Genomic DNA, 13,356 nt, shown 5'->3' on the forward strand with positions numbered 1-13,356 from the left:
GACCCGCGCGGGCACGTCGGACCCGACCGGTGGAGCGGACCTGGGGCACTTTGAAGCCTGCCCACTCTGCCCACTCTGCCCACTCACCCGGCACCGGCGCCAGGCACCTGAGCCAGTCACCTGAGATGAGCCCATGAACTGGGCACCGATGGGACGCCACGGGCACCGCATCACACCGCACCGCACCGTGCCGCGTAGGCCCAGGACGGAGGAGAGAACCGATGGAAGAGGGCGGACGGCCGTCGGCCCCGGCCGCATCCGGCGGGCCGGAGCGCCCGGCGCCGGGCACGCGGCCGAAGCGGGGACGGGGGAGTCTCCGGGGGATCCGCACCGCCACGGTGGCTCGGGCCGCCGGGGCCGCAGCCGGCGTGGCCGCCCTCGCACGGCGAGCCGGCCGGATCCCGCCGCCCCCGGGGCCGTTCCGCCCGGAATTCTGGCGCAGCCCGCTCCGCGGCCCCTGGCTGACCTCGGTGTTCGGCCTGGTACTGCTCTTCGGCATCCCGCTGATGTTCGTCACCGGAATGCTGTCCTACGCCGCTTACAACCCCGGACTGGGCCGCATCAACGACCAGACCCCGGACAAGGGCCTGCTGGGCTTCTACCTCTTCGACTGGCCCACCCGTCCCCCCTGGTTGTACCGGCTGACCCAGGGCGTGCACGTGACACTGGGCGTGATGCTGGTGCCGGTGCTGCTGGCCAAGTTGTGGTCGGTGATCCCGAAACTGTTCACCTGGCTGCCGGTCCGCAGCCCCGCCCACGGACTGGAACGCATGCCCCAGCACGCCGCCGCCCTGCCGATCGCCTGTGTGGAGGGCTGGTCCACCCCCGACCAGCACTGGAGCGGCCTGCGCCTGGCGGACCTCGCCGCCATGGCCGGACTGCCCGGTGCCGGCAGCGTCCTGGTGGAATCCGTCCAACCCCCGGGCCCCTACAGCTCCGTGCTGCTCAGCGGCAACCAGATCCACGACCCGCGAGCGCTGCTCGCCCTGCGCGTCAACGGCGCGGCTCTCTCCCTCGACCACGGCTACCCGGCCCGCATCATCGTCCCGGCCAACCCCGGCGTGAACAACACCAAGTGGGTCCACCGGCTCACCTTCAGGACCTGACCGTGGCACGCTTCGTGCGCTGGTACGGCGCCAACCCCCTGCACCTGCTCGTACTGGTCTGCTCGTTCGCCCTCACCGGCTACGCCCTGGTGCGGCTGCTCGCCGTCCGGCCGCTGGCCGTGGCGATCTGGTTCCTCGGCGCGGCGATCCTCCACGACCTGATCCTGCTGCCCCTGTACTCCCTGGCCGACCTCTCCACCCACACCGTGCTGCGGCACCGCACCACAGGCATGCCGACCGCACCATGGATCAACTACCTCCGCGTGCCCGCCTTCCTCTCCGGCGTGCTCCTCCTCGTCTGGTTCCCCCTCGTCTTCGGTCTCTCGGCCCCCTACCCCGGTGCCACGCGGTTGTCCGAAGACGTCTACCTCGGCCGCTGGTTGGCGATCACGGGTGTGCTCTTCGGCGCCTCCGCCCTGGCCCTCGCCCTGCGACTGGGCCGCATGCGACGCGCCGATCGTGTCGCCCGTGCCGCCCGCGGAGACAAGGACCGCTGACGAGCACGTGGTCCACCGCCCACCGCCCGGCAGGTGCGCCACACGGACGTCGGGACCAAAGCCCCTACGCGCTGCGGAGGATCGTCGGTTGCATGGTTTCCCACGACGTTTTCTCCGTTCCGCCCCTACCGGATTGGGACCTCCATGAGCCATGTCTCCAGGCGCCGCCTGCTCGCCCTCGCCCCGGCCGCCGGCCTTGCCGCGGCCGTCCCCGGTTCCCTCGCCACTGCCGGCACCGCGGCCGCCGCCCCCGGCCGACCGAGCGCCCGGCCACAGGGGGGAGCGGCCGCCCCGCAGCGCAAGGCGGCGGCCCGCTCGTTGCAGGAGATCACGGACGCGTGGGGGGCATGGATGGCCAAGGAGCGCTTCCCCGGCTCCCACGGCTGTCGGTTCACCGCCTCCACCGACTACGGCAAGCAGAGCGCGCTCGGTGACTACCACAGGCACCAGGTCGGCGCCGAGTACCACGGCATCACGTACGACCCCAACGCCCCCTCGCCCATACCGGGCCAGGTCAGCTCCGTGACCACCAACTACCGCAACGGATCCACGGTCGAACAGGTCGTCACGTACAAGCAGGCCAAGACGACCGAACAGGACCTGCGGATCTCGGTGACGGAGTCGCTGAAGATCGGCGTCACGGTGGAGGTCTCGGCGGAGGTCCCGGCCGTGGCGAAGGTCAGCGAGACGACCTCGATCGAGGCGACCCTGACCTCGACGCAGGAGTTCACGCACAAGGAGACGCAGAACTGGAGCGTCGACCTCCCGCTGCGGATCCCGTCGAAGTCGCTCATCGAGGCGTCGCTCGTGGTCGGTACCCAGAAGTACGACATCGACTGGACGGCCACCGTGAACCTGGTGGGAAACGTGGCGATCTGGTTCGAGGAGAAGGTCGACCTCCAGCACGACGGTGACTACCACTGGCTCTGGTTCGTCCCCATCGAGGAGGTGTTCCGCGACTGCCGCGCCCACGCGATCGTCGACACGACCGGCTACGAGATCACCACGGACGGCGTGGGCGCCTTCGCGAGCGGGAAGTTCAGCGGCGGCCAGGGCGTGTCCCTCAACGTGAACGTGGTCCAGAAGGACCTCGAAGGGCGCGAGCGGCGCGACGCGCCACGGACGGTCCCGGTCCCGCTCAGCCGGGACGGCGCGAAGGTCATCCACGCCGGCCGCTGACCGGTGGAAGCCGTCCGGGATGCCCGGGCCGCCTCCCCGTGGCGCAGCGGACGAAGAAGCCCCGCCGGAGTGAGGCTTGAGTTCTAGTGGTCGTCGCAACACCCCAGCTCAGGGGATGCGATGGACTTCGAAATCCGCAAGGTGCGGAAGGCTCAGGGGCCCAAGAAGCTGCGTCGGGAGCGGGAGGAATACTTCCGCCTCATGCAGCTGGGGTACTCGAACAAGGAAGCCTGCCGGGTCGTCGGGATCAACCTGAGAACCGGCCGTGAATGGCGGAACGGCAGGACGAGTCCCAACCGGACCGTGGCACCCGCGCTTGCTCCGCGGACGCCGCGGTCCACTGCGTCGCGGTACCTGCGCGAGGACGAGCGCATCCACATCGCCGACCGGCTGCGGGAGAAGGCCACCATCCGGGCCATCGCGGCCGAACTGGGCCGCAGCCCCTCCACCGTCAGCCGGGAGATCCGCCGCAACCGCACCATCGGGGCGCACAGCCAGTGGCACTACCGGCCGCATGCGGCCCAGGCCCGCGCCGATGCCCGCCGGCCCCGGCCCAAGCCCGCAAAGATCGGCCAGAACCCCGAACTGCGGGACTTCATCCAGGAGCATCTGACCCGGCGGTGGAGCCCCGAGCAGATCTGTCAGGCTCTGCGCAGACAGTTCCCCGACCGGCCGGAGATGCACGTGACGCACGAGACGGTCTACCAGGCCCTCTACGTCCAGGGCCGGGGCGAACTCCGCCGCGAACTCACCAAGGCTCTGCGGACCGGACGCGCCCGACGCCGACCGCACCGCCAGTCCAGCAAGCGCCAGCCCCGCGCGGTCAGGGACATGGTGATGATCAGCGAGCGCCCGGCCGACGCTGCAGACCGGGCCGTCCCCGGCCACTGGGAGGGCGACCTCATCATCGGCACGGAAAACAAATCCGCGATCGGCACGCTCGTCGAACGCACCACGCGCTACGTGATGCTGGTCCACCTCCCCATCGACCACACCGCGCCGAAAACCAGGGACGCCCTGGTCGAGACAGTCAGGACACTTCCGGCGTATCTGCGACGCTCGCTGACCTGGGACCAGGGATCGGAGATGGCCGCCCACCGGGCGTTCACCATCGCCACGGACGTCCCGGTCTACTTCTGCGACCCCGCCAGCCCCTGGCAGCGCGGCTCCAACGAGAACACGAACGGCCTGCTCCGGCAGTACTTCCCCAAAGGCACCGACCTGTCCGTCCACAGCCGCGAGGACCTCGACGCCGTCGCCGCCGAACTCAACAGCCGCCCACGCAAGACGCTCGGCTGGGAAACCCCAGCCGAGCACCTGTCTAAACTGCTCGCGGCCTGATCAACCGACCACAGTGTTGCAACGACCCCTCGAATTCACCGTGCCCGGAGGGCGCCGGAGAGGTCGACGCCGCCGTACGCCGCCCACTTTCCGACCAGCGAGCCCGTGCCGTTCGACGTGCCGGTGGCCGTGCCGGTGACCTCGGCGCGCAGGTACGGGGCCAGTGTGCCGGTGACGCCGACGGTGCCGTAGAGGCCGACGCTCGCCTCTGTGCCGAGTGCGGCCTTCACCTTTCCGGCGGCCGTTGCCGTCGCCGTCACCGGGGTGCCGGTCATGTCGGCCTGGGCGACGGGCGTCCAGCCCTTGGCCCGGCTGTAGGAGCCGCCGACCCGGAAGTGCCCCTTGACGTCCTGCCTGACGTCGACGCTCACCTTGCCGTCGGCGTCGACCTGGAGATAGCAGGTCAGGTCGAGGTTGACCACGACCGGCACCACGCCGACCTGGATGACGGGGTCGGCGTGCAGCTTGGCGAACGGCACCCGGACCGGTTTGCCGTCCGGAGTGGAGGTGGCCGCCTGGCCCTTGAGCTCCCACTGCGAGGCCCAGTCGCCGGACAGGCTCACCGATGCGGTGCCTGGTGTGCCGGTGGTGTGGCCCTGGCCGTCGTAGGAGAAGTCGACCTCGGGTGCGAGCTGGACGAAGCCCGAGGCCGACGCGTCGACGGTACCCGCCGGCGTCTTGACCGTGGGCAGCACCGCACTCACGTCGACCCGCAGGTTGCCCAGCGGCAACTGCGCCCCCTCGGGCCCGAAGTGCACGCTGCCGGTCTTCGCCCAGGAGACCTTGACGTTCGGGGTGAGCGGCTCGACCTTCACCGCGGAGGGGTCGACGGGGACCCGCCCCTTCGCCGTGGAACCGCCGAGCAGCGCGCCCAGGGTGGCCGGGGCGGTCTTGACCTCGGTGCCCTGTTCGGTCTTGCCCACCACCGCGGTGACCTTGGCCAGCGTGCCGTGCGGCGCACCAGGGGCAGGGGCGCTGGCGATCACGTCGCCGACCGCAACGGGAGCCGGGTGCTGGGGAGTTGAGCCCTTCCCGTGGTCCCCGGCCTGGTGCTCGTCCCCGTTGCTGCCGTGGTCGCCGCCTTTGCCGGCGCCCTTCGGCGGGGCAGTGGGGGCCGCCGCGGCGAGGACGGCCCGACCACTGTTCCTGTCGAACGCGACGATCTTCAGCGGCGACTTGGCCGCCGGACGGCCGCCTGTCCCCGGTTTCGCCACGGCGCTGGGGGCACCGGCCCCGGTGGGCGCCGCGGTCACGGCGAGCGGTGACTGCGCGTCGGTGTCCTCGACGGCGCTCACCGGCCCCTTACCGTCGCTTTTCCCGGCGGCGGAGGTATCGGACGGCCCCTGCGCACACCCGCTGACGACGAGCAGGGACGTGGCCGCGAGTGCCGGTAAAACGGCGTATCTGATGGTCTTGCGCACAGTTGGTTCCTCGGGGGCGTGATGTGGGGCGGCCGGAGGGAGGAAGCACTCCGGCCGAGCTATTACCCGCAGGTAATGATTGGGATGATCATGCCATGTGTCGTCGGTGCGCAGAAGCCGTCAACCGGCACTTACCTGCCCCAGATCCTCCGGTACGCCGCGCGATAGCCGGGCGGGTCCCAGGTCGTCGCCCCGCGGCTGTTGGCGGCCGTGGCGATGTGCACAGGCGCGACATATCCGCTGGCGGGGGCGCCTGCGAAGGCGCGGTTGAATTCGTCGAGGATCTGCCAGCCCTGCTGGGCGAACGGCTCGGGAACGGTGGCTGCCTGGAACTGCCGGCTGTTGATGCGCTGGAAGGCGGACGGATCGCCGTCGCCCGCACCGATGTTGAAGGGGGCCGCCGCCCCCTTCCTGCGTGCCGCGCGCAAGGCCGGGGCGGCGTCGGCGAAGTACACGTCGTTGATGGCGACCGAGTGGGTCCAGGCATCCCGGTAGCGGGCGAGGAGCGAGGAGACCTCCACGGGAGTCCGGCTGCTGGAGTCCGGGATCGGGATGTTCTCCTCCGCCAGCAGCCGCACACCGCGGCAGGTGGCGAGTTCCTTCTCGATCAGTGCGGACTTGCTTCGGGCGAACGGGATCGAGGCATCGGTGAACACGACGACTCCGGCGTGGCCGTGGGAATGCGCGATGACCCAGTCCGCACTGGCCTTCGCGACGTCCTCCACCTCGGTGGTGACGTTGCTGAAGAGCGCGGGGTGCTTGCTCGGGCCGGGGGAGCCGACCGCGTGCCAGCCGACGAGCGGGAGGTGTTTCGCGGTCGCCCGCGCGACCTGAGCGGACGTCAGATCGGGGTCGAACCCGCCGATGACGATGCCCGAGGGCCGGAGGTCGACGGCCTGGTCGAAGGCTGCCTGGATCCCGGCGGGGGTGCCTTGGCCGTCGATCAGCCGGAGGCGCCAACCGATGGCCCGGGCGGCCTCCTGCACACCCTTGGCGGCGCCCGCGACGCCGGGGTTGGTCATGGTCTGCGCGACGTACACGATGTTCTTGCCGGAGGCTGCCGTGGGGCCGTCGGGGATGCCGTGCGCTGCGGGGATGGTCTTCTCGGCCCGCTCAACGGCCGCCTCGGCGCGAGCCAGGGTGGCGGGGCAGCCGGTGCTCGCCGGGCCCGCCGAGAAGGAACCACCGCCGACCGAGGCGCCGCGCTCACAGCCGACGAGGACGGCGCTGCCGGTGAGGACGGCGGCCGCGACCAATACGGCGACGGCGCTGTCCATGGCGGTCCTGTGGGGCGAGGGGAGCGGGCCTCCTCGCGCAGCGGCGGCGCGGTGGTGACGGGCGGAGGTCACGAGGTGACCTTGGGCAGATCAGGGACCGCCCGCGGAGGTTCCTTGCGCCGTTGCCGCAGCTGCCGTCGAGCGGTGTAGCCGGCCAGGCCGACGGCGAGGAGCAGGGTGGTGCCGTGGAACAGCGGGGTGACCCAGAACTGGGCGCCCAACTGGCCGATGCCGGCGAGCCCGATGGCGAGGACGACGACGGCGACCAGGGTGCCCAACGCGTTGGCCCGGCCGGGTGTGATCGCGGTGGAGCCGAGCAGCGCACCGACGAAGGCGGGCAGCAGATAGTCCAGGCCGACGCTGGGATTGCCGATGCGTTGCTGTGCGGCGAGCAGCACACCGGCGATGCCGACGACCAGCCCCGATCCGACGAAGGCGTGGATGACGTAGCGCCGGGTGGGGATGCCGACCAACTCGGCGGCGCGGGGGTTGGAGCCGATGACGTACAGGTACCGGCCGAGCGGCAGCCGTTCCAACAGCAGCCACAGTACGGCGGTGAGGATCAGGACGTAGCAGGCGGATACCGGAAGGCCGAGGAACCTGGAGTCGTACAGATCGGTGAAGGCGGCCGGCAGGCCGTGCGGGCCGGGGACGATCCGGGCCCCGTCGGTGATCCAGCCGGTGACGGCGTACAGGATGCTGCCGGTGCCGAGGGTGGCGATGAAGGAGTCGATCCTCGCGAATTCGACGACCACACCGTTGAAGGCGCCGACGACCGCCCCGCCGAGTACCACCACGAGACAGGCGAGCGGCCAGGGCCAGGCTTCGTTGGCGATGAGCTGCATGGTCATCACGTGCGCGAGCCCGAGACCGTAGCCGAGGGACAGGTCGAACTTGCGGGTGACGATGGGGATCGTCGCGCCGAGCGCGAGGAGGGCGGGGATCGACTGGTTCGACAGGACCGCGGAGATGTTGTCCAGGGTGGGAAAGGTGTCCGGCAGGATGAGGGAGAAGACCAGGAACAGCAGGGCGGCCAGGGCCAGGAGGCCGTAGGCGCCGAGGAAGTGTCCGAACCGGTGCCCCGGCGGGTGACGGGGGGAGCGGGTCACGGGCCCGTGGTCCCGGTGAGAGCGGGCATGGCCGAGGAAGCCCGGGTGAGTCCGCTGACGGTGAGGGCATCGCCGCTCAGCTCCGTCGTCACCGTCCCGCGGACGAACACCAGGGCCCGATGGCACACGTGGGTGACCTCCTCGAAGTCGGTGGAGAGAAGCAGGACGGCGAGGCCGTCGGCCAGCGCGTCCCGGAGCAGGCGGTAGATCGCCGTTTTCGCCCCTACGTCCACCCCGGCGGTCGGCTCTTCGAGGATCAGCAGCCTTCGGCTCGTCCCGAGCCACCGGCCGACCATGACCTTCTGCTGATTCCCCCCGGACAGGGTGGAGATCGGTGCTTCGCTGTCCCGGGGGTACACCGCGAACCGGGTGATCAGCGCATCGGCCTGGGCCCGTTCGCGTCGGGGGCCGATCCGGTGGAAGGCCGGCAGGCCGCTCGCCCGTGGGTTGGCCAGGAAGTTTTCCCGTACGGTCAGTTCGGCGGCGCAGCCCTCTTCCTGACGGTTGCTGCTCACGAAGCCGACGCCGCGGTCGACCGCGGCCGCGACCGACCCCGGTCGGTAGGGACGTCCGTCGAGCAGGGCCCGTCCGCCGAGGAGATGTCCCGCGCCGGCCAGCGCGCGCCCCAGCTCCATGTGCCCGGCGCCGGTGAGTCCCACCATGCCCAGAATCTCACCGGCGTGCAGTTCCAGGCTGGCCGGTGCGGTGTTGTCGGTCCGTACGCGGTCGAGTTGCAACACGGTGCGGCCCGTGGCGGGGGAGAAACGGTAGCCGCCGGGTTCGTGGCCCACGATGTCCCGCACCAGCCGGGCCGGGCTGTGGTCGGCAAGAGCGCCGTGGCGGATGAGACGGCCGTCACGCAGGACGGCGAAGGCGTCGGCGACCTTGTACACCTCGTCGAGCCGGTGGGTGACGTAGACGATGGCGTGGCCCTGGTCGCGCAGGGTGTGCAGTACGCCGAAGAGCCGGGCGCAGTCCGCTGCCGGAAGGCTGGCCGTCGGCTCGTCGAGGACGATGACCCTGGCCCGTGTGGACAGCGCCCGGGCGATGGCCACCAGGGAACGCTCGGCTCGCGGGAGATCGGTGAGGGGAGCGCGCGGGTCGAGGTGGGCGGCGACGATGTCGAGGGCCTCGGTGCACCGCTCGCGGGTCCTCCGCCAGGACAGCAGACCGCCGCGGCGGGCATAGCCGGTGCCCAGAGCGACGTTCTCGGCGACCGTCATCCATTCGACCAGTCCCAGGTCCTGGTGGATGAAGGACATGGCGCGGGCGGCCGCTTCGGTGCCGAGCGGGTGGCCGGCGACCGTCACCTCGCCCTGGTCCGCGTGGTGGACCCCGGCGAGGACCTTGATGAGGGTGGACTTTCCGGCGCCGTTGGGACCGAGCAGGGCCAGGACGCTGCCGGCGTGGATGTCGAGGTCGACCGTGTCGAGCGCGAGTGTGCCGCCGAACCGCTTGCTGAGGCCGTGGATGCGGACCAGCGGCCCGGGGCCGTGGGACGCGGGAGGGCTGTGGTCAGGAGCGTCATGCACGGACTTCTCCGGGGATCGGCCGCTCGGTGCACTGCCGGCTCTGGCACCGCATTCGCGCATGCTACGACCCCCTTCGGCTTCCCTCCGGCTTCCATGCCGGACGGGCCGCCACACGACGTCCCGATTGGCGGAAGCGCGCCCGCGCGACCGGCCTGTCGAGCGGATCGATGCCCCGAGGGGTGCGCGCCTCCGCTGCTGAGCGCTGGGACACCGGCCCCTGGATCGACGTGCGACCTGCCCGACCCGGAGGTGTCGCTCAGATGGCGGGAGCTCGACGCGTCCGCCGCCGTCGTCGCACCGCCCGTCGTGGAAGTTCGCCAAGGCGACCAGAGGCAAACCCTGATAGGCGTCATTCGTCCGGGACGTGTCCTCCGCCTTCCCGGAGACGCGTCGGCGTGTCTCGATTCTGCGAGAGGGCTGGGAGGGTAAGTGCCGTACCACTGCCCGCACTTGAATCGGCGGGGCATGGGGCGCCCGAGCAGATTCTCGCCGCCCTGCGCTACTTCGCCCTCGACGGCATCGACGGCATCGACGGCATCGACGGCACCGACGGCACCGACGGCATCGACGTCACGGGCGAACGCCTCCGCGAGATGGTGAATTGGGCGAACGTCGCTTGATGCGGAACTGGTTGGTTATCAGCCATTTCTTGCGGCCAATATCCATGTCAAGATCACTGGGCGGTTTTCCGCCGGGGGACTTCTGTTCGGCCGGATAATATCCGGGCGAGCCGAGAGCGCAAGCGGGTTCCGGAATAACGTGCTTGCCGGTCGGTTCATATATCGTAAGAGCGTCCCCGACTTGGGACACTAACAAATTTCATAGTCTTCCCATTCGTGGGGTGTTGACGTGCGGGACGTCATGTAGCGTCGTTTTGCATGATGGGTTTATACGCGCTGAAACCATGGTTCGCAGGGCGATTGACCGTACTGCGTCGATACGGCGTACGGCACGAAATCTCTCCGAACACTTTCACCGTTGCCGGAATTCTCTGCGCTGCCGCAGCGGCCGTTTCTCTGGCCGTGCTGCCGGCGCATTTCTCCGCGCTTCCCGTCGCGTTGTTCCTCATAGCCAGGCTGGCGTGCGCGAATCTCGACGGAACCGTAGCCAGGGAAAGCGGAAAGGAGTCATCCCTGGGAGCCGTCGTGAACGAGCTCGGGGACCGCGCTGCTGGCCGGCACGCTGCCGTCATGGATGGCCCTCGCCGGAGCCGCCGCAGGGGTGGGGCGGATCAACGGCGGCCCGGTCGGCAAGACCGAGCGCTGCCTGATCGCCATCGTCGCGGCGGCAACGGGCTGGTACCTCCCTGCCGCAGTCGCCGTGATCGCCGGTTCCCTGCTGACCTGTGTACTGCGGGGCTTCCAGATCGCGGCTCGCTGCCGCGCCGGTGCGCCCGGCGACGGGCCGATTGACTCCCGGCCTGCCAGCGCACCGGACGCCTCCGGCGAGCGTGCACGACCGGTCACGGCGCTGGAGCGCTAGGCGATGTCCGTGACACACATGTCATACGTGGCATCGCCCATGGCCCCCGAGATGACGCGCGTCCTTCCCCTGCTCGGCGGCACGCTCGCCGTAACCGGCCTCCTGCTGCTGGCCGTCGGCAACGCCGAGCTGCGCAGGCGCTGGCGTACTTGGTGCGTGGCGGCCGTCCTGCTGTGCGCGACGCTGCCCTTCGGCCCGCCCGGTGCCGCGGTGCTCGCCGCCGGGCTCGGAATCGTCGGCTCCGTCGAGTATGTGCGCCTGGTGGGCCTGCGCCGGTTGGACGGAGCAGTGCTGTGCGCGGTGAGCCTGGCGCTGCCGTTCCTGGCGTGGCTGCTGCCGGGTCGGCTGACGTTCTCCGCGGTAGGGGTGCTCTTCTGCCTGGCCGTGCTGCCGGCCGTACTGGCGCAGGACGCGGCACACGGCGCCGGACGCGCCGCCAGGACGGTGTTCGGGCTGATCTGGCTGCCGGTCGCGCTGAGTCTCCTGGTGCCCCTGGCCGATGTGGCCGTCGCGGTGTGCGTCGCGGTCGCCTTCGCCGACGTCGGCGGGTGGTGCGGTGGACAGGTCCTGGGGCGGCGCGGGCCGCTGGCCCGGCGGCTGTCCGCGCTCTCTCCCGCCAAGACCTGGGGCGGCCTGGTGGGTTCGGCGGCGCTGGCCGCCCTGGCGCTGTGGGCGCTGGGGGCGTGGACACCGCTGCACTGGCTGGCGGTGACCTGCGGATGCGCTGTCGGGGACCTGCTGGAATCCATGATCAAACGCGGGGAGGGCGTCAAGGACGCGGGCCGCTGGCTCCCGGGCTTCGGTGGGCTGCTGGACCGTATCGACTCCTTGCTCGTCACCCTACTCCTGTTGGGAGTTGCCTTATGAGCGAAGACACCGCCGAGAAGTCACTGGCGGAGAGACCATTCGACACCCCACTGGACGTCGAAGAAGAAGACGCAGTAGGCCAAAAGGCCAGTGGCATCCGTACTTCCGGCGCGCGGCGGCCGCATTCTCCGTCGGGCGAGCCGGATGCGCACGGCTCCGTCACCACCCGAATACGGCCGGGCTTGGCGAACGTTCTCCGCGCCGGGCTGCGCCGGTGGTTCTGGCGAATCTTTCTGTTCTTCACCGGCGGTGTCACGGTCGCAGGGAAGCTGCCGAAAGGCGGCTGCGTCGTGGTCGCCAACCATTCCTCGCACGCGGACACGGCCGCGCTGATCGCCGCGTTGGACGCCAGGCACGCGCCACGGGTGGCGGCTGCCTCCGACTACTGGTTCAAGAACTGGCCGCGGCGTGCCGTGTGTTCCGTGCTGGCCGCCGCCTTTCCGGTGCGCAGGCGCGGTGGCGGCTACACCGACCTCCAGACCGGTGCCGGGAAGATGCTGCGGGCGGGCCACGCGGTAGTGCTGTTCCCCGAAGGGACGCGGGGAGACGGCCGGGCAGGTACGTTCCACCGCGGCCCGTTCAAGCTGGCCGACTCCCTGGGCGTACCGGTGGTGCCCGTCGCGCTGTGCGGTACCTCCGAACTGCTGCCCAAGGGCGGCAAGTTGAACCCGCACGTCATCCGGGTCCGCATCGGCGCGCCGATGCGGGGCACGACGGCCGACCAGGCCCGTGCCGAGGTGCTCGCCCTGGCCGACGCGCACCAGGAGCGGGACAGCCGGCTGCGGCGCCGCGTCGCCCGCATCGCGGTCGGCCGCTGGGGGCTGGCGCTGGCCGCCGCCTGGTCGTTCGCGGAGGCGCTGAGCTGGCCGCTGCTGCCCGAACTGGCCCTGGCCATACTCTGCGTGGCCGCTCCGCGCGCCGGGCTGCGGCTGACGGTGAGCGCCGCGCTGGCCAGCGTCGTGGGCGGAGTGGTGGGGCTCACGCTCTACGCCGGTACGAGCGTGCAGCTGCCACAACCGATGACAACGGATCGTATGCACACCGCCGTTCGGCACGAGCTCAAGGCCGAGGGCGCCCGCGCGGTACATCACCAGCCGGCCAGCGGCATCCCGTACAAGGTCTACACCTCCGAGGCCGGGCAGGCCGGGATTCCCGTGGGCGAATGGGCACTGCAATCGGCCGTGGCACGCGGTCAGCGCATCGTCATGCTGGGGCTGGTGCTGACCCTGATCGGTTCGGTCATCCAGCGCTGGCGGCGCTTCTACCCGCACTATCTGGTGATTCTGGCGGTGGCCTTCACGGCGCTGTTCTCCTGGGTGATCAGCATGTGGAGCTGAGCGCGGCGGGTCTGTAAGAACGCCCGGACCCACCCGGCGCCGCCCCACCCGGGCCGCCGCCCCAACTCGACGCCACCGAGGGCCGGTTGACGGCCGCCGGGGGCCCCACCACGCCCCCCTGGGCCCCCACCCGGCCCCCCCCCCAACACACCCCGGACGGCCCTCAGGCGAGACCCACCGCCTATGTCCGCTTACCCGAGCCCCCCCG

12 protein-coding genes and 1 pseudogene are annotated in these 13,356 nt (G+C 70.7%); 9 read left to right on the forward strand and 4 right to left on the reverse strand.

What is annotated here, in order from left to right; all coding sequences use genetic code 11:
- Positions 1–368: 368 nt before the first annotated feature.
- From ACFVT2_RS23770 to ACFVT2_RS23785, 4 genes are all read left to right on the forward strand, one after another.
- Complete coding sequence (locus tag ACFVT2_RS23770; protein ID WP_390021146.1) at positions 369–1,106, forward strand: molybdopterin-dependent oxidoreductase; 738 nt, start codon at positions 369–371, stop codon at positions 1,104–1,106.
- 2 nt (positions 1,107–1,108) lie between these two features.
- Entirely contained in the window at positions 1,109–1,603 is a 495-nt protein-coding gene (locus tag ACFVT2_RS23775; protein WP_390021147.1) for a hypothetical protein, read from the forward strand.
- Between the two features lie 144 nt (positions 1,604–1,747).
- Complete coding sequence (locus ACFVT2_RS23780) at positions 1,748–2,782, forward strand: cytotoxin leucocidin (protein ID WP_390021149.1); 1,035 nt, start codon at positions 1,748–1,750, stop codon at positions 2,780–2,782.
- Between the two features lie 201 nt (positions 2,783–2,983).
- Positions 2,984–4,123 carry an IS30 family transposase gene (locus ACFVT2_RS23785; protein ID WP_390021171.1) on the forward strand — a complete coding sequence of 380 codons (1,140 nt, stop codon included), beginning with the start codon at positions 2,984–2,986 and terminating at the stop codon, positions 4,121–4,123.
- Between the two features lie 35 nt (positions 4,124–4,158).
- Here ACFVT2_RS23785 and ACFVT2_RS23790 read toward each other — a convergent pair whose 3' ends face one another.
- The 4 genes from ACFVT2_RS23790 to ACFVT2_RS23805 form a co-directional block, all read right to left on the reverse strand.
- Positions 4,159–5,418 (reverse strand): hypothetical protein, encoded by a 1,260-nt coding sequence (locus tag ACFVT2_RS23790; RefSeq protein WP_390021151.1) that lies wholly within the window; start codon positions 5,416–5,418, stop codon positions 4,159–4,161.
- Positions 5,419–5,675: 257 nt separating this feature from the next.
- On the reverse strand, positions 5,676–6,821 hold the full coding sequence (locus ACFVT2_RS23795) for a substrate-binding domain-containing protein (protein WP_390021152.1): 1,146 nt from the start codon (positions 6,819–6,821) through the stop codon (positions 5,676–5,678).
- Between the two features lie 68 nt (positions 6,822–6,889).
- Entirely contained in the window at positions 6,890–7,930 is a 1,041-nt protein-coding gene (locus tag ACFVT2_RS23800; protein ID WP_390021154.1) for an ABC transporter permease, read from the reverse strand.
- Positions 7,927–9,462, reverse strand: coding sequence for a sugar ABC transporter ATP-binding protein (locus tag ACFVT2_RS23805; protein WP_390021155.1), 1,536 nt, complete (start codon positions 9,460–9,462; stop codon positions 7,927–7,929). The genes ACFVT2_RS23800 and ACFVT2_RS23805 overlap by 4 nt, the downstream gene beginning before the upstream one ends.
- Before the next feature lie 395 nt (positions 9,463–9,857).
- Between ACFVT2_RS23805 and ACFVT2_RS23810 the strand changes: the two genes are divergently transcribed.
- The 5 genes and pseudogenes from ACFVT2_RS23810 to ACFVT2_RS23830 all read left to right on the forward strand — a co-directional run bounded on the left by ACFVT2_RS23810 (position 9,858) and on the right by ACFVT2_RS23830 (position 13,148).
- Complete coding sequence (locus ACFVT2_RS23810) at positions 9,858–10,082, forward strand: hypothetical protein (protein WP_390021157.1); 225 nt, start codon at positions 9,858–9,860, stop codon at positions 10,080–10,082.
- Between the two features lie 261 nt (positions 10,083–10,343).
- Positions 10,344–10,577 (forward strand): annotated as a pseudogene (locus tag ACFVT2_RS23815) (phosphatidate cytidylyltransferase); the annotation flags it as partial.
- 79 nt (positions 10,578–10,656) lie between these two features.
- Positions 10,657–10,944 (forward strand): hypothetical protein, encoded by a 288-nt coding sequence (locus ACFVT2_RS23820; RefSeq protein WP_390021173.1) that lies wholly within the window; start codon positions 10,657–10,659, stop codon positions 10,942–10,944.
- Positions 10,945–10,971: 27 nt separating this feature from the next.
- A complete protein-coding gene (locus ACFVT2_RS23825; protein ID WP_390021158.1) occupies positions 10,972–11,811 on the forward strand; it encodes a phosphatidate cytidylyltransferase in 840 nt (279 codons plus the stop codon).
- 182 nt (positions 11,812–11,993) lie between these two features.
- The gene (locus ACFVT2_RS23830) at positions 11,994–13,148 is read left to right on the forward strand and encodes a lysophospholipid acyltransferase family protein (protein ID WP_390021160.1); all 1,155 of its coding nucleotides are present in this window, start codon (positions 11,994–11,996) and stop codon (positions 13,146–13,148) included.
- Positions 13,149–13,356: the final 208 nt, after the last annotated feature.

The organism is Streptomyces sp. NPDC058000, assembly GCF_042886435.1.
GTDB lineage: Bacteria > Actinomycetota > Actinomycetes > Streptomycetales > Streptomycetaceae > Streptomyces.

What these genes read in the sequence shown, in the direction of transcription:
- ACFVT2_RS23780 (WP_390021149.1), top strand. Translation starts at nt 1,748, where the DNA reads ATGAGCCATGTCTCCAGGCGCCGCCTGCTCGCCCTCGCCCCGGCCGCC.
- ACFVT2_RS23785 (WP_390021171.1), top strand. Translation starts at nt 2,984, where the DNA reads ATGCAGCTGGGGTACTCGAACAAGGAAGCCTGCCGGGTCGTCGGGATC.
- ACFVT2_RS23795 (WP_390021152.1), bottom strand. Translation starts at nt 6,821, where the DNA reads ATGGACAGCGCCGTCGCCGTATTGGTCGCGGCCGCCGTCCTCACCGGC.
- ACFVT2_RS23820 (WP_390021173.1), top strand. Translation starts at nt 10,657, where the DNA reads ATGGCCCTCGCCGGAGCCGCCGCAGGGGTGGGGCGGATCAACGGCGGC.